Origin of the sequence: Nocardia sp. CA-119907 (genome assembly GCF_050955995.1) — a bacterium.
In the GTDB taxonomy this organism is placed as follows: Bacteria; Actinomycetota; Actinomycetes; order Mycobacteriales; family Mycobacteriaceae; genus Nocardia.
In genome coordinates, this window is the sequence record NZ_CP192091.1 from 8,802,555 (window position 1) to 8,819,424 (window position 16,870).

Annotated in this window: 7 protein-coding genes; 3 read left to right on the top strand and 4 right to left on the bottom strand. The window is 67.1% G+C overall.

Going from position 1 to position 16,870, the window contains the following annotated elements; translation table 11 throughout:
• Window positions 1-19 precede the first annotated feature (19 nt).
• On the top strand, window positions 20-1,045 hold the full coding sequence (locus ACQP2D_RS39640) for an SDR family oxidoreductase (protein ID WP_433681014.1): 1,026 nt from the start codon (window positions 20-22) through the stop codon (window positions 1,043-1,045).
• A gap of 9 nt (window positions 1,046-1,054) precedes the next feature.
• Here ACQP2D_RS39640 and ACQP2D_RS39645 read toward each other — a convergent pair whose 3' ends face one another.
• Window positions 1,055-1,411: a winged helix-turn-helix transcriptional regulator gene (locus ACQP2D_RS39645; protein WP_433681015.1), complete on the bottom strand. Its 357-nt coding sequence runs from the start codon at window positions 1,409-1,411 to the stop codon at window positions 1,055-1,057.
• 109 nt (window positions 1,412-1,520) lie between these two features.
• Between ACQP2D_RS39645 and ACQP2D_RS39650 the strand changes: the two genes are divergently transcribed.
• Together ACQP2D_RS39650 and ACQP2D_RS39655 are read left to right on the top strand one after the other, a co-directional pair.
• Complete coding sequence (locus tag ACQP2D_RS39650; protein WP_433681016.1) at window positions 1,521-2,450, top strand: zinc-binding dehydrogenase; 930 nt, start codon at window positions 1,521-1,523, stop codon at window positions 2,448-2,450.
• A gap of 10 nt (window positions 2,451-2,460) precedes the next feature.
• The gene (locus ACQP2D_RS39655) at window positions 2,461-2,868 is read left to right on the top strand and encodes a nuclear transport factor 2 family protein (protein WP_433681017.1); all 408 of its coding nucleotides are present in this window, start codon (window positions 2,461-2,463) and stop codon (window positions 2,866-2,868) included.
• Here ACQP2D_RS39655 and ACQP2D_RS39660 read toward each other — a convergent pair.
• The 3 genes from ACQP2D_RS39660 to ACQP2D_RS39670 form a co-directional block, all read right to left on the bottom strand.
• Window positions 2,865-4,115: an Nramp family divalent metal transporter gene (locus tag ACQP2D_RS39660; protein ID WP_433681018.1), complete on the bottom strand. Its 1,251-nt coding sequence runs from the start codon at window positions 4,113-4,115 to the stop codon at window positions 2,865-2,867. The two genes, ACQP2D_RS39655 and ACQP2D_RS39660, sit on opposite strands and share 4 nt — an antisense overlap.
• Before the next feature lie 263 nt (window positions 4,116-4,378).
• Window positions 4,379-5,368: an alpha/beta hydrolase gene (locus tag ACQP2D_RS39665; protein WP_433685904.1), complete on the bottom strand. Its 990-nt coding sequence runs from the start codon at window positions 5,366-5,368 to the stop codon at window positions 4,379-4,381.
• 274 nt (window positions 5,369-5,642) lie between these two features.
• On the bottom strand, window positions 5,643-16,793 hold the full coding sequence (locus ACQP2D_RS39670; RefSeq protein WP_433681019.1) for an amino acid adenylation domain-containing protein: 11,151 nt from the start codon (window positions 16,791-16,793) through the stop codon (window positions 5,643-5,645).
• Window positions 16,794-16,870 lie beyond the last annotated feature (77 nt).

Below are 16,870 nucleotides of genomic sequence, written 5' to 3' on the forward strand. Positions count from 1 at the left end.
GCGACTATGTTGATCCGCTATGGCTTACCTGGTTACCGGAGCAACTGGGTTTATCGGTCGGTTTCTTGTCCCCGAGCTGCTGAAACGCGAGGGTGATATTCATGTGCTGGTACGGCCGGGCATCGATTCGGCGGACCGGTACACCTGGTGTGCCCGGGAGTGGATGGGTGCGGATCGGGTACGGCCGGTGCGCGGAGATCTCGGCGCGCCTCGGCTCGGCATCGATCCGAGCTGGCTCGCCGAGCACCGGGGCTCGATCGACCATATCTTCCATCTGGCGTCCAGTTATGACCTCACCGAACGGGGCGGCGGCACCCGCAATGTCATCGACGTCGCCGAGGAGCTGAAAGCCGGGCTGCTGCACCATATGTCGACGGTGGATGTGGCGGGCGGATTCGAGGGCCTGTTCGCCGAGGACATGTTCGACGTCGGCCAGGTGCTGACCTCGCCGAGGCAGCGGGCCAAATTCGAGGCCGAGAAGATCGTGCGCGAGTCCGGCATAGGCTGGCGCATCTATCGGCCGCCGATCGTGATCGGACATTCACGCACCGGAGAGATCGACCGGATCGACGGGCCCTACTACTTCTTCCGACTGCTGCGGATGGCCGCGCAGCTGCCCAGGATCCTGCCGGTGCTGGTGCCGAAGCTGGGGGAAACCAATATGGTCCCGGTCGATTTCGTGGCCCGCGCCCTGGATCACCTTGCACACCAACCCGACTCGACCGCCAGCACGTACCATCTGGTCGATCCACGGCGGCAGAGCGCCGCCGAGGCATTGAATCTGTTCGCCGATGAGGCCGGTGCGCCGCATCTGGTCGAGGTGATGCCCAAGCGCGCTCTCGAGATGGTGCTGCGCATCCCCGGTACGAGCTGGCTGCTACCACACGTCGGTGTGCCCCAGGATGTGTTGGAGCACAGCGAATTCAGCTGCTGGTTCGACTGCCGCAATGCCACCGCCGCGCTGGCCGGCACCGATATCAAGGTGCCGCCGCTGGCCGCCTACGCCCCGCTGATCTGGAAGTACTGGATCGAGAACTGGGTCTGATCTGAGGAGCTAGCCGACTGCGGCGTATTCCGCTCGGGCTGTATTGATTTCGTCGATGTGCTCGATGGCCCAGGTCCGCAGCACATCGACCGCGGCGCTGAGACTGTGGCCGAGCGGCGTGAGGGTGTATTCGACGGTGACCGGTACGGTCGGATAGACCGTGCGCGACACCATGCCGTCGCGTTCCAGACCGCGCAGGGTCTGGGTCAACATCTTCTGCGTGATGCCCTGCACCTGCCTGCGCAACTCCGAGAAGCGCAGAGTGCCCGGTTTCAGGGCCAGCAGCACCAGTCCGGTCCAGCGTTCACCGAGCCGGTCGAAGACCGCGCGGGACGGGCAGTTCAGGTTGAAGATGTCGTATGCCATGGGATCGTTGGTATCCACCAGGTACCTATACCACTAATTACTGCCTTCTTTCACCTGGAAACCAACCCTCTTAGTGTCGTTTTCATCGCAACGACCAGGAGGAATTCAGATGAAAGCCCTTGCCGCAACCGGTGATCGGACCTTGGTGCGATTCGCCGAGACCTCCGAACCCACGCCCGCCACCGACGCCGCGGTCATTCAGGTCGAGGCATTCTCGGTGAACCGTGGCGAAATCCTCGCCATGACCGGGGCCTACGGCACCCCGACCGTGCCGGGCACGGTGATGGGACAGGATGTGGTCGGCCGAGTGGTCGCGGCCGCCGCCGACGGCTCGGGGCCTGCCGTCGGAACGCGCGTGGTCGGCCATGCCGAGGGCGGCGGCTGGGCCGAGCGGGTGCCGGTGCCGACATCCGCATTGGTCGAACTGCCCGACGCGATGCCGACCACAACCGCGGCCGCGTTGCCGCTCGCGGGTTTGACCGCACTGCGCCTGCTCCGCCACGTCGAGGCCCCGGCCGATAAGAAGGCGCTGATCACCGGCGCATCCGGCGGGGTCGGCCACTATCTCGTCGAATTGGCAACGGCCGCGGGCATTGCGGTGACGGCGGTCGCGGCCTCCCCCGAGCGTGGCGCCCGACTGGCCGAACTCGGCGCGGCCGTTATCCACGATGTCACCGATGCGGACGGGCCCTTCGAGGTGATCTTCGAATCGGTCGGCGGCGATGTCTTCGCGGACGCGCTCGCCCGGATCGCGCCCGGCGGCACGGTGCTGTGGTTCGGCCAGGCGAGTCTGCGACCGATCCGGCTCAGCTTCTTCGAATACCTGACGGTCAGCCCGTTCACGCTGAAGCATTTCCCGCACTGGGTCGCCGACACCACGGATGCCGAAGATCTGCGCGTCCTGGTGGATCTGACGGCGCAGGGCCGCCTGCATCCGGAGATCGGTAGGGTCGCCGACTGGGCCGAAACGGCGAGCGTGCTCGCCGATTTGAACAACCGCCGGATCCGCGGCAACGCGATCCTCACCATCGACGCCTGAAGGAGCGATCATGTCGAGCACCGAGCAGACCCGCGCCACGATCCTGGCCTATATCGAGGCGCTCGGATCCGGCGATACCGAGCGCGCCGCCGCCTTCTTCACACCGGAATCGACCTGGACCCTGTTCGGCGAGCTGCCGACCGCGCGGACCTGGACCGGACCGGAGGAGATCTTCGGGCAATTCGTCGCGCAGATGGTCGAGCGGATGGATCTGTCCCAGCCGATCACGCAGGAGGTGCGGACCGTACTGGCCGACGGCGCGCAGGCGGTCGCCGAATGGACCACCCGCGCGACCACCGAGGCCGGCGAGCCGTATGTCAACCACGTGGCGATCGTCTTCAGGGTCGAGGACGGCAAAATCATCGAGGCCCGTGAGTATTTCGATACCGGCTACGCCCAGCGCACCCTGTTCGCCTAATTGCCCGTGACGGTCAGGTAGATCAGCGCGACATTGAGCAGGCTGATGATGACGGCGACCAGCCAGGCCAACCCCGTGGTGACCCGGTGGTTGACATCATTGCCCATCAGGACGCGGTCGCTGGTGAAACGGACCAGCGGGATCAGCGCGAACGGAATGCCGAACGAGAGCACCACCTGCGAAATGATCAGCGCGCGTGTGGGATCGATGCCGACCGCCAGGATGATGATGGCCGGAACCAGCGTGACCAGCCGGCGGGCCAGCAGCGGAATCTTGCGGCGCAGCAGGCCTTCCATGATCATCGCGCCCGCATACGCGCCGACCGAGGTCGATGCCAGACCCGAGGCCAGCAGGCCGATCGCCAGCAGCAGCGCGGCGACGGGGCCGAGCGCATCGCCGACGGCGGCATGCGCGCCCTCGAGGGTGTCGACATTCTCGCGGCCGCGCAGGGTATTCGCGGCCATCAGCAGCATGGCCAGATTGACCGTGCCCGCGAGCACCATGGCCAGTCCGACGTCATACCGGGTGATCCGCAGTAGCCGGGTGCGGATCGGCCCGACCTCGGGTTGACCGTGGCGGTCGCGGGCCAGTCCGGAGTGCAGGTAGACCGCGTGCGGCATCACGGTCGCGCCGATCATGGCGGCCGCGAGCAGCACGCTCTCCGAACCCTGGAAGCGCGGCAGCAGACCGCCGACAGTGCCGGGGACCGACGGCGGTGAAATCACCACGCTGGCCAGGAAGCCGATGGCGATGACGGCGAGCAGACCCGTGATCACCCGCTCGAACGGCTTCTGCCCGCGCTGGTTCTGCACCAGCAGCAGCGCCATCGAGACCACACCGGTGATCAGCCCGCCGACCAGCAGCGGCAGATCGAACAGCAGCTTCAACGCGATCGCGCCGCCGACCACCTCGGCCAGGTCGGTGGCCATCGCGACGGTCTCGGCCTGGACCCAATAGGCCAGGCGCACCGGACGACTCGACTTCGACCGGACCGTCTCCGGCAGCGACATACCGGTGACCAACCCCAGCTTCGCGGAGAGGAACTGCACGAGCCCGGCCATCACATTGGCCATCACGATGACCCAGACGAGCAGATAGCCGAACTCGGCGCCCGCACTGATATTCGACGCCACATTGCCGGGATCGACATAGGCGATGGCCGCTACGAATGCCGGGCCGAGCAAGACGCTGACAGATCTCGCCCGAGTCGTCGCGTTACGCGCCGATTCGACCAGGGTTGTACTCACAGAACAGAATTTTACGGGTTCCCGAACTTTTTGGTTAGCTGTACCGCCTCCCAAATCTTCAGGCCAGACTCAGGCGCCCCAACAGTGCCGTCGGCGCCCGGCGGTCGGAGGCGGGCGAGTCAGCCCGTGCCCGACGAGTTACCCATTTACCTGCGAAATCAGGCATTGCGCTAGCTCCGACGAAAAACAAAGCGACCGCCCCGATTGTGTCGCAGAACACATCGGGGCGGTCGGGTTCGAGCAACTATCTCCCGGCGACTGCCTCAGAGGCCGAGGCCGCGGGCCAGGGTGGGCCAGGAGGCGTGCAGCTCGTCGTTCCAGTAGCCCCAGGAGTGGGTGCCGGAGGGGCGGAAGTTGAAGGTGGCCGGAATGCCGAGCGAATCCAGCTTGGTCTTCATGTTGTTGGTGCAGTAGTTGGTGCCCGCCTCGATGATGCCGCCGATAAGGATCTGGTTGGCCAGACCGTAGGAGCCGGGGAGGGCGTACTGACCGTTCAGGGTGTCGTACGGGCCGGGCAGACCGTTGCCGGTCGAGATGTAGAGGTCGGTACCGCGCAGACCCTCGGCGTTGACGTAGGGATCGTTCGCCACCCAGTCCGCCGAACCGATCGGGCCCCACATGTTCTCGACATTGCCGCCGCCCCAGGTCTCGACGGTCAGCTTGACGAACTCCGAGCCGACCGGATCACTGGTCTGGGCGCAGCCGCTGTAGGCGGCGGCGGCCTTGTACAGGCCCGGCTTGGCGATCGGCAGCGCGAGCACGGTGGTGCCCGAGGTGGACAGGCCCGCGATGGCATTGGTGCCATTGGTGCCGAGCGCGCCGTCGATCAGCGGCGGCAGCTCCTCGGTGAAGAAGGTCTTCCACTTGTTGCGGCCGAGTACCGGATCGTCCTTGATCCAGTCGGTGTAGTAGCTCCACTTGCCGCCGATCGGCTGGACCACATTGACGTTCTTGTCGCCGAGGAACTTCAGCGCATCGGTCTTGGCCACCCAGGACGCGTCGTCCTCGCCGCCGCCCGCACCGTTGAGCAGGTACAGGACCGGGCGCGGCACCGAGGCATCGGCGGGGCGCTGCACGTCGACCGGGAAGGTGCGGTCCATGGCCGCGGAGTAGACCTGCAGGCGGATGGTGCGGTCGTCCTTGTACTCGGCCTTGGTGATCTTCGAGCCGTCCGCCGAGACGGGATTCGCCAGCAGCGTCTTCGAATCCATGATCGGGTCGGCCGTCGCCGTGGATGCGCCGAAGCCGGACATGACTCCCGCGAATGCCGCGGTTGCCGCGATCACCGCCGCCGCACGAGTGCCGCGGCGCCGGATCAGACTACGCATCAATTTCACACCTTCACTTCGTATCGTGATTACGGGTGGGCTTCCCCAGACCGTCGGGGCCTGTGCCAACGACACCATGCCCGACCATACGGCCTATTTAGTCGTGACAATACTGGACATCGTTACCGCAATGTTGCTCGACCGTGTCTGAGCTGCTGGAATGTGATCATGGTCGCCTCGGATCCACACCCGGGCGAGCTCATCCGGCACGCACCCGCTGACCGTGTTCGGCCAGCCCGCCGAGTGCCCGGATCCAGTGTTCGGCGAAGGTCTTGACCTCGTCACCACCGAAGACCTCGGCCGCGTAGTCGAAGCGCACGAGCAGACCGTCGGCGGTCGCGTCGGCGGTGATATCGAGCAGCAGATCGGTGGCCGGTTCGTCGGTGTGCACGCGCGCGGGGCGCAGATCCCGATAGCGCAGCGCGCAGCGGCCGACCGGCAGCGCGGTCAGGGCGGCGGCGGTATCGGGATTGAGATACCGCAGCAATCCGTAACCGACGCCGTAGGACGGCACCGCACCGGTGAGCCGCTTGATCTGCTGGATCGCGATACCCGCCGCGTGGCCACCGACCAGCGCCTCCTCGATATCGATGCCCTCCAGTCCGATCGGGAGCGGATAGGCGGTGGTGAAGGCGCCGACGAGGGTATCGGTCTCGGCCATCCCCCGGCTGTCGGCGAGCAGGCGGACCACCGGGCCGATGGCGTCGGTGACGGTTTCGCCCGCGGAGGTGATCCGCGCGAGGGCCAGGGCGGTCAGCAGCACCTCGTCGACGCTCGCGCCGTGCGCGGCGGCCGCCGCGACGATGGCCGCGGTGCCCTCGGTGGTGATGGTCAGCGAGATGCGACGACGCGACCGCAGATTCTTGCCCGTGGCACCGGCCGCGGCCGCGGAGACCACGCTCAGCGTGTGATGCCACCACGCCACTTCCTCGATCGCGGCCGGGCCGCTCGCCCGCTCCGAGAGCACATCGAGCAGATCGGAGAGCCCGGACTCGGGCACGGCGGGTGTCCGGTGCCTGCCGCGCGACCAGGCCAGCGACAGTTTGTCGATGATGGTGCGCCACGAGGTGTCGTCCACCACCAGACCATTGGCGACCACCACCATGGTGGAGGGCACCTCTCGGCCGCCGACCAGGACGAAGCGGATATTGCGGCCGTGCGCCGGATCCAGTTCGGTGGCCACGGCGCGCACCACATCGTCGAGCGGCGGCGGGGTCTGATCGGCGGTGTACTCCAGCCCGAGGAAGGCCTCGTCGAGGCGCTGGGCCTCGGCCGGAATCTCGAAGACCGGATCCGGCCCGAGACCGGAGCGGTGCAGGCGAACCCAGAGCATCGGATGCTGCTCCAGCACCGTATCGACGGCGAACTGCACCGCCTCCGGCGAGAAGTTGGGCGGGATATCGAGGGTGATGACGCGCAGTTCGGCACCGGAATCCAAGAGCCGCACGGCATTCGGGGTGAGCGACAGCGGAATGGGGCTGTCGTCGGGTTCCTCGGGGCGGTGCGGGACCGCCAGTTCGATCGGGTCATCGGGTGCCGCCGCGTCGATCGAGAATGCGACGTGTTCGGACTCGGCGACCTCGGGTGCCCGGTCGGCGGCCTCGGTTTCGTCGTCTTCGTCGTCGAAGCCCAGCGCCGGAGCCTCGACGGTGGGCGGCAGGTCATCGATCGACGTCGAGTCATCGACCGGTGCTGGGGCATCGACCTGTACCGGGACAAGGATCGATGTCGGGTAGTCGTATTCGAATGCGGCCGGGGTTTCGACTGATCCGGCGTATTCGCTGGCGGATCCCGCGGGCTCGTATTCGGCCGCACGGCCACGTTCGACCGAACCTACGCGCTCGTATCCGACCGAACCCGCACGGTCGCGTTCAACCGATCCCGCATGCCCGAGGTCAGCCGAACCCACGCGCTCATGTTCGACCGAACCCGCACGGTCGTAATCGACCGACCCCGCACGCTCACGTTCAACCGAACCCGCACGCTCGTAATCGACCAACCCCGCACGCCCGAGGTCAGCCGAACCCACGCGCTCATGTTCGACCGAACCCGCACGGTCGTAATCGACCGACCCCGCACGCTCACGTTCAACCGAACCCGCACGCTCGTAATCGACCAACCCCGCACGCCCGAGGTCAGCCGAACCCACGCGCTCATGTTCGACCGAACCGGCACGGTCGTAATCGATCGACCCGACGCGCTCGTATCCGGCCGCATGCTCGCGTTCGACCGAACCCATGTACTCGCGTTCGACCGGGGCGGGGGTATCGACGAATGCGTCGGATTCGATTGATGCCGTGGCATTTTCGGCGACGGGCTCGTTGACCGGCATCGCGGTGTGCTCGATGTCGTCCTCGACCGGCGGCTGGGACTTTTCCGCTAGCAATCCGGCGATGATCGGGCCGATCTCGGCGAAGGCGGCCGGGGTTGTCATCAGCTCGTGGGTCGCGGCGATGTGATGTTCGGTGATCATGCCGTCGACATAGGGGCGCCAGGCCCGGGATTCGGCGGTGTGGCCGGTGGCGCTGAAGAAGTCGAGCGTGCCGTGGAAGACCTTGTGCTGATGGTTGATGCCGAGCTCCACCGAGCGCACCGCGCCGCGGTAGCACTGGCGCAGGCGTTCCGGGGTCAGCAGGGCCAGTTCCGGCGGGATGCTGGCATAGAGGACCGCGAGGGCCTCTTCGGTGAGGTTGCGGATATTGCTGTCGCCCAACTGCTCCGGGCCGATGCCGAGCTCAGCGAAGGCCGCGCGCAGCTCCGCCCAGAAGTCGGCGATGCTGCCGCCGGTGCGGCTGTCCAGCATCGCCAGCAGTGCGACTTCGGCACCGGCGGACTGCAATTCGACCGCGACCGCGTGCGCCAGCGAACCGCCCAGCGACCACCCCAGCAGCCGGTAGGGACCGTCCGGTTGCACCGCACGGATCTCCTCGACGTAGCGGCGCGCGATCGCGTCCACCGACACCGGCAGGAAATCCGGTTCGGAGAGCGCGGGCGACTGCACGCCGAAGATCGGGGTGTCGGCGGGCAGATACTGCCCGAGACCGGTATAGCACCAGGACAATCCGGCCATCGGATGGATGCAGAACAGCGGTGCCGCGGTGCCGTGCCGGATCGGCAGCAGCACGTCGAGAGCGGCTTCGGCATTCAATCCGTGGTCGTGGTCCCCGGCTTCATCGGCCGCCATGAGGCGCTGGGTGAGAGCCGCGACGGTGGGATCGGTGAAGAACCACTGCACCTGGACCGCGATACCGGTCAGCTCGCGCAGTTTGCCCACCGCGCGCATCGCGACCAGCGAACTGCCGCCGAGTGCGAAGAAGTCGTCATCGGCGCCGACCCGCTCGATGCCCGATCTCCGGAGATCCAGCACCTCGGCGTATACGTCGGCGACGGCCTGTTCCTGCGGCGTCGACGGCGCGCGGTAGGGGCGTCGGGCCAGTTCGGGTTCGGGCAGGGCCGCGCGATCGAGCTTGCCGACCGGCGTCACCGGCACCGCGTCGAGCACCACGATGGCCGCGGGCACCATATGCCGCGGCAGGCTGCGCGCCGCGTATTCGGTGAGCTCGGCGGTATCGATGGTCCGTCCGAGTGCCGCGAGCACATAGGCGACGAGAATCTTTTCGCCCGTCGCGGTTTCCCGGCCGATGGTGACGGCGAATTCGATGTCGTCGTGGCCGGTGAGCACCGCGTCGATCTCACCGAGCTCGATGCGGAAGCCGCGGATCTTCAGCTGGAAGTCCGCGCGACCGACGTATTCGAGCTCCCACTGTTCGGATTCGCCGACCCAGCGCACCAGATCGCCGGTGCGATACATCCGCGCACCGGGCGGACCCCACGGGTCGGCGACGAAGCGCTCCGCGGTCAGCACCGGACGGTCGTGGTAGCCGCGCGCCAGTGCGGTGCCCGCGAGATACAGTTCGCCGACCGCGCCGGGCGGCACCGGCCGCATCCGCGAATCCAGTACCAGCATGGGCGTTCCCGGCACGGGCGCGCCGATGGTGATGCGCCGCCCGGCGATCATCTCGCTCCACGACGCGGCGACGGTCGCCTCGGTCGGACCGTACCCGTTGAAGAAGTGCCGCCCCGGCTGCCATTTGGCGACCAGTTCCGGCGAGGTGATATCGCCGCCGCAGCACAGGTATCGGAATTCGTCCAGACCGGCCGGATCGACGGTGCCGAGTACGGCCGGGGTGAAGATCGCGTGGGTGACCCGCTCGTTGCGCAGCAGGGCGGTCAGATCCGGGCCGCCCAGAATCGTGGACGGCACGATCACCAGCGTCGCGCCGTTGTGGAAGGTGCACAGCCACTCCAGAACCGACGGATCGAAGCTCGGCGAGCACAGATGCAGGAAGCGGTGGTTGGCCGTGACCTGGAACAGCGCACTCGCGTACGCCACGGCCCCGCCGACGCCGACATGGGTGACGGTGACGCCCTTGGGGACACCCGTCGAGCCGGAGGTGTAGATCACGTAGGCCGGATGCTGCGGCAGCAGCGTCGTCAGCCGTTCGGCATCGGCGACCGGTGCCGGCGACTTCCCGGCCACCGCGGTGTGGATCGCGGGATCGTCGAGCTCCAGCCAGGCGGTTCCACTCGAGCCGTCGGGCAAGTGCTCCGCGTAGGTCGAGGTGGTGATGCCGAGGACGACGCCGGAGTCGGTCACCATATGCCGGATCCGCTCCGCCGGATAGGTCGGGTCGATGGGCACATGCGCGCCACCGGCCTTGGCGACCGCCCAGAAGGCCGCGACCATTTCCAAGGAGCGCGGGAAGGCGAGTGCGACAAGGCTTTCCGGGCCGACGCCGCGATCGATGAGCACCCGCGCCAGCCGCGAGGAGTATTCGTCGAGTTCGCGATAGGTGATCGAGCGACCGGCGGAACGCACCGCGACATGCTCGGGATCGTCGCCGACGGCACTGGTCAGCAGGTCGGGCAGCAGCCGGACGGCGGGCGTCGCACCGCGCCGCACCGGCGTCAGCGCACGCTCTTCGGCCGCCTCCAGCAGCGGCAGGTCACCCACCGGGGTATCCGGGCGCGCGACGATCTCGGTGAGCAGTCGGGTGAACCGCGCCGCGAATCGCTCGATCGTCTCGTCGTCGAATAGGTCCCGCGCGAAGTTGAATTCACCGCGCAGGCTGTCCTCGGCGGTACCCGGTGCCCACATGGTCAGCGACAGGTCGAATTTCGCGGTGTCGATCGCGAAATCGAAGGTGTCCGCTCGCAATCCGGGCAGTTCGAAGGTGCTGGTCGGCAGATTCAGATACGACATCGACACCTGGAACAGCGGATGCCGTGCGGTTGAGCGTGGCGGATTCAACAACTCGACCAAACGCTCGAAGGGCAGGTCGGCATGGGAGAAGGCGTGTAGGTCGGTCTCCTTGGCACGGGCGAGCAGATCGCCGAAGGTGCTCTCACCGGGCACGTCCAGGCGCAGCACCAGCGTATTGACGAACATGCCGATCATGTCGTCGAGTTCGGCGGCGCCGCGACCGGCCACCGGTGTGCCGATGGCGATATCGGCGGTGCCGGACATGCGCGCCAGGAATACCGATAGCGCGGCGTGCACCACCATGAACATGGTGGCGTTGTGTTCGCGCGCCAGCCGAGCCAGACCGGCATGCACCTGCGGGTCGATCGCGAATTCGGTGCGTCCGCCCGCGAAGGTCCGCAGCGCCGGGCGTGGTCGATCGGTTGGCAGGTTGAGTTCATCGGGCAGATCGGCCAGCGCGGTGCGCCAGTAGTCGGCCTGCGCCGTGATCAGGCTGTCCGGATCGTCTTCGGAGCCGAGCACATTGCGTTGCCAGACACTGAAATCCGCGTACTGCACCGGTAGCGGTGCCCACGCGGGCGGCTCTCCGGCACTGCGCGAGGAGTAGGCGAGCATGACGTCGCGGACCAGGGGCGCCATCGACCAGCCGTCCGCGCCGATGTGATGCGCGACGAAGACCAGGATGTAATCGCCGGTATCGAGCCGGAACAGGGTGGCGCGGAACGGCACCTCGACGGTGACATCGAAGCCCGCCGCGACGACCTGTCGAACCTCCTGTGCCGCGGCCGCTTCCGCAATCGGAATCGGGACCAGATCGATCGGCACCTCGCTCGGGGCGAGTACCTCCTGCACCGGGCCGTCGGGAGTCTGCGGGTAGACGGTGCGCAGCACCTCGTGCCGGGTCACCATATCCTCGACGGCCAGGCCGAGCGCGGTCACATCCAGCTCGCCGGAGAGCCGGATGGCCACCGGGATGTGGTAGGCCGCCGAGCTGGGATCGAACTGGTTGATGAACCACATCCGCAGCTGCGCAAGCGATAGCGGCACCTGCTCGGGCCGCAGTCCGGCCAGCAGCGGCCGCCGTCGACCCGATCCGACATGGGTCTCGACCTTGGCGGCCAGTCCGGCCACGGTGGGCGTCTCGAAGACCGATCGCACCAGCACCTTGGTATCGAGTGCGTCGCCGATCCGCGCCGCCACCTGCGTCGCGAGCAGCGAATTGCCGCCCAGGTCGAAGAAATCGTCGTCGCGCCCGACGCGCTGCACGCCGAGCACGTCGCCGTAGACGCCGGCCACGATCTCCTCGATCGGGGTCGACGGCGCGCGGAAGACCTGGGCTTCGAACTCGGGTTCGGGTAGCGCGGCGCGGTCCAGCTTGCCATTGGCATTGCGGGGCAACGCTTCCAGGGTCACGAAGGCATTGGGGATCATGTACGACGGCAACACCGCACTCAGTGCCGCCTTGACCTCGGTGACCTCCACCGGGGTCGCCGGCACCAGGTAGGCCACCAGCCGATCGCCGATCCGCGGATCGGATGTGACGAGCACCGCGGCCTGCGCGATCTCGGGCCGGGCGAGCAAGGCGGTCTCGATCTCGCCGAGTTCGATGCGGAAACCGCGGATCTTCACCTGGAAGTCGGTGCGGCCGTGGTACTCCAGCTCACCCTGTTCGTTCCAGGCGACCAGATCGCCGGTCCGGTACATACGCGCGCCGTATTCGAACGGATTGGCCACGAACCGTTCCGCCGTCAGATCGGCACGTCCGAAGTAGCCGCGCGCCAATTGCACACCGGCCAGGTACAACTCTCCGGAAACGCCCACCGGCACCGGACGCAGACGCGAATCCAGCACGTAGACACGGCTGTTCCACTCCGGGGCACCGATCGGCACCGATACCGCATCCGCATCGGTCACCCGATGACTGGTGATCGATACCGCGGCCTCGGTCGGACCGTACAGATTGAACAGGTCGGCGGCATTGTCCTGACGGAACCGCTGTGCGGTCGAAACAGGCAGCGTCTCACCGATCGCCAGCACCCGGCGCAGCGATCGGGACAGTTGTCCGGTCGACATCGCGTCCAGCATCGACGGCACGATATGCAGGGTCGTCACCGACTCGCGTGCCGTCAGCTCGGCCAGATAGGCCGGATCCCGATGACCATCGGGGGCGGCGATGACCAGGGTGCCCCCGCATACCGCCGCCGTCCAGAACTCCCAGACCGATAGGTCGAACGTGGCGACCGTCTTCAGCAGCACCACATCATCGGTGCCGAGGCCGAATTCGGCCGTCTCCCACAGCAACTGGTTGGCGATCGCGCCGTGCGAGACCGCGACACCCTTCGGCTGCCCGGTCGAACCCGATGTGAAGATCACATACGCGGTATTCCCCGGTAGCAGTGGCCAACGGCGTTCGCGCTCCGTGACCGGCGTATCCGGATATCGGGACAGGTCGAGATCGTCGATCGTCACCGAATCGACCGCATCGGTGTGGAATCCGTCGTAGGCGGTGTTCAACAGGCAGACCGGTCGCGCGGTCCGCAGGATGTATTCGACGCGCTCGGCGGGTTGATCCGGATCGATGGGCACATAGGCGGCACCGGATTTCGCCACCGCGTACATGGCGACGATCAGATCGATCGACCGTCGAATGCCCAGCGCGATCCGGTCCTCGGGCCGCACACCGCGCTGGATCAGATACCGCGCCAGGCGATTCACCCGGGCATCGAGTTCGGCGTAGGTGAGTTTGCGTCCCGGCTGATCCGATACCAGCGCCACCGCATCCGGTGCCGCCGCCACCGTCGCATCCAATAGCGATACCAGGGTCGCCGTCGTATCGACGGTGTGCGCGGTGTCGTTCCAGTCCGCCAGAATCCGCGAACTCTCGTCGACGGCCAGCAGTTCGATCTCGCCGACGCGCACCGAGACATCGGTGATGACGGCATCGAGCACCCGCAGGAACCGATCCGCGAAACCCTGCACCGTGGTCTCGTCGAACAGGTCGGTGGCATAACCGAAGTCGGTCAGGATCCCGGCGGGCGTACCGTCGGGGCCGTAGCGATCGGCCAGCGAGATGTGCAGGTCCGTCTTGGCCAACTGCAGATCGAAATCCACCGCGCCGACCGAAAGTCCGGGCAGTTCGAAGGTGGTGTCGGCCAGGTTCTGGAAGGACAGGCCGACCTGGAACAGCGGATTGCGGGCGATCGAGCGCACCGGGTTCAGCGCCTCGACAATGCGCTCGAACGGCACATCGGCGTGCGCAAACGCCTCCAGATCCCGCTCCCGTACCTCGGCGAGCAGATCGGCGAAGGTATCGCCGGGCCGCACTCGGGTACGGAAGACCAGGGTGTTGACGAACATGCCGATCAGATCGTCGAGTTCACGCTCACCACGGCCCGCGATCGGCGTGCCGACGGCGATATCGTCGGTGCCCGACAAACGAGACAATAGGACGGCCAGCGCCGCGTGCACGACCATGAACAGCGAGGCGTGATTGGCCCGTGCCAGCGCGTGCAGCCGCGCATGCCGATCCGCGGAGATCTCGAATCGGACCGATCTGCCCTGGAAGGACTGTGCGGGCGGACGCGGGCGATCCGCTGGCAGCTCCAATTGGTCCGGCAGCTGCGCCAGCCGGCCCTGCCAGTACGCGATCTGCTGTGCGGCCAGCGATCGCGGATCGTCCTCGGAACCGAGTACCTCGCGCTCCCACAGCGCGTAATCGGCGTACTGCACCGGCAGCGCGGGCCACTGCGGTGGCTGCCCCTGGACCCGTGCGGCATAGGCGACCATGAGATCGCGGGCCAGCGGCGCCATCGAGGCACCGTCGGCCGCGACATGGTGCACCGTCAATGCGACAACGTGCTCACGCGGCGCGATCTGGAACAGTCCGATCGCGACCGGCACCTCGATGGTGACATCGAAGGTCATGGCGGCGAATTCGACGATCCGCGACACCAATTCGTCCTCGGTGACCTCGGTCGGCACCAGCGCGAAGGAGTTCTCCGGCACCGGATGCACGACCTGATGCGGGCGCCCGCCCTCGCTCGGATAGGTGGTTCGCAGCACCTCGTGGCGGGTCAGCACGTCCCCGATCGCCAGACCGAGCGCGCGGATATCCAGCGCACCCGAGAGCCGCACGGCGAGCGGAATGTTGTCCACCGCGGAACTCTCGGTGTCGAACTGGTTGAGGAACCAATACCGCTGCTGGGCCAGCGACAGCGGGATCAGCTCCGGCCGCTCCCCCGCGATCAGGCGCGGTCGACCCCGGCCGGATCCGGCGGTGCGTTCGACCACCGCGGCGAAGGCGGCCACCGTCGCGGCATGGAAGAGATCGCGGACCGCCAATTCGGTATCCAGCGCCGCGTCCAGCCGCGCGGTCACCTGGGTCGCGAGCAGCGAATTGCCGCCCAGCTCGAAGAAGTCGTCGTCCAGGCCGACGCGCGCGACACCGAGCACGTCGCCGAAGGTACCCGCGACGATCTCCTCGACCGGTGTCGAGGGCGCGCGGAACACCTTGGCCTCGAAGATCGGTGCCGGCAATGCCCTCCGGTCCAGTTTGCCCATCGGTGTCAACGGCACTTGGTCGAGCACGGTAATGCAGGCGGGCACCATATGCGCCGGCAATTTCCGCTCGACCAGCGACTTCAACTCCACCGGATCGATGGTGTGCCCCTGCGCCGCGTGCACATAGGACACCAGGACGGTGGTTCCGCTGTCGCGCTCGTGCCCGACGGTCACCGCGAAGTCCACGCTCGGCGACGAGCCGAGCACCGCGTCGATTTCGGCGAGTTCGATGCGGAAGCCGCGAATCTTCACCTGGGAGTCATTGCGGCCCAGGTACTCCAGTTCACCGGTCGCGGTCCAGCGCACCAGATCGCCGGTGCGGTAGAGCCGGGTGCCGGGTTCGAACGGATTGGCCACGAAGCGCGCGGCGGTGAGCGCCCGCTGGCCGAGATATCCGCGGGCCAGCTGCGCCCCGGCGACATACAGCTCGCCGACCACCCGGTTCGGCACCGGCACCAGCCGATCGTTGAGCACATAGGCGGTGACGCCATGGATGGGCGGGCCGAGGGTGACCGGCTCCCAGGGCACCATCGGCGCGGTGATATTGGTGGCGACGGTGGCCTCGGTCGGACCGTAGGCGTCGAAGAACTCGCGCAGCAAACCGCCCGCGATCGGTAATACCCAGCGCCGCACCAACTGCGGCGGACACGCTTCACCGCCGGTCACCACGACCCGCAGGTCGTCCAGCCCCTCGGGTTCCACCGAGGCCAGTGCCGCGGGCGTCACGAACGCGTGCGTCACCCGCTCGCGCCGCAATACCGCGGCCAGTTCGGCACCGCCGTAGACGGTCGGCGACACCACCACCATGGTGGCCGCACCGCCCAGTGCCAGCAGCAATTCCAGCACCGACGCGTCGAAGGACGGCGAGGCGAAATGCAGTGTCCGCGCGGTACTCGTCACCCGATACCGGGTGCGCTGCTCATCGCAGAAACCGGATAGCCCCTGGTGCGTGATGACCACGCCCTTCGGGACACCGGTCGATCCCGAGGTGTAGATGACGTAGGCCGGATGCGCGCCGTGCAGCGGCCGCACCCGATCCTGATTGGTCACCCGGTCCACCGGATACCGCTGCATCCCTTGCGCGGTGACGGCATCGTCGAGCAATAGCCATTCGGCATAGTCGGGTAGGCCGCGGCGAACGGCACTGACCGTCAACCCGAAACTCACTCCGGAGTCGGTCAGCATATGCGCCACCCGCTCCGCCGGATAGTTCGGATCCACCGGAACGAATCCGGCACCGGTCTTGGCGACCGCCCACACCGCGAGCACCGAATCCACCGATCTGGGGATGGCCACGGCGACCAGATCCTCCGGGCCGACACCACGATCGATGAGCAGCCGGGCCAGCCTGGTAGAACGCTCATCCAACTCGGCGTAACTCAGCCCCGCGGAGCTGCGGTTCGCATCGGCGAATACGACGGCGAGGCCGCCGGGATCAGCTTCCACGGCGGCCGCCATCAACTGCGGCAGGGTAATAACTCGCGTCCGCTGTGCCCGTGCCGGTCGCACGCGAGCCTGGCGCGTCACGCGCTCACCGCTTCCTCATGCCGACGTTGTCCAACCACCCGAAACATGAAGGAGCTCACCTACCCTGTAATCCCTAA

Coding starts and splice junctions, on each gene's coding strand:
- ACQP2D_RS39640 (WP_433681014.1), top strand. CDS start 20: ATGGCTTACCTGGTTACCGGAGCAACTGGGTTTATCGGTCGGTTTCTT.
- ACQP2D_RS39645 (WP_433681015.1), bottom strand. CDS start 1,411: ATGGCATACGACATCTTCAACCTGAACTGCCCGTCCCGCGCGGTCTTC.
- ACQP2D_RS39650 (WP_433681016.1), top strand. CDS start 1,521: ATGAAAGCCCTTGCCGCAACCGGTGATCGGACCTTGGTGCGATTCGCC.
- ACQP2D_RS39655 (WP_433681017.1), top strand. CDS start 2,461: ATGTCGAGCACCGAGCAGACCCGCGCCACGATCCTGGCCTATATCGAG.
- ACQP2D_RS39665 (WP_433685904.1), bottom strand. CDS start 5,368: ATGTCCGGCTTCGGCGCATCCACGGCGACGGCCGACCCGATCATGGAT.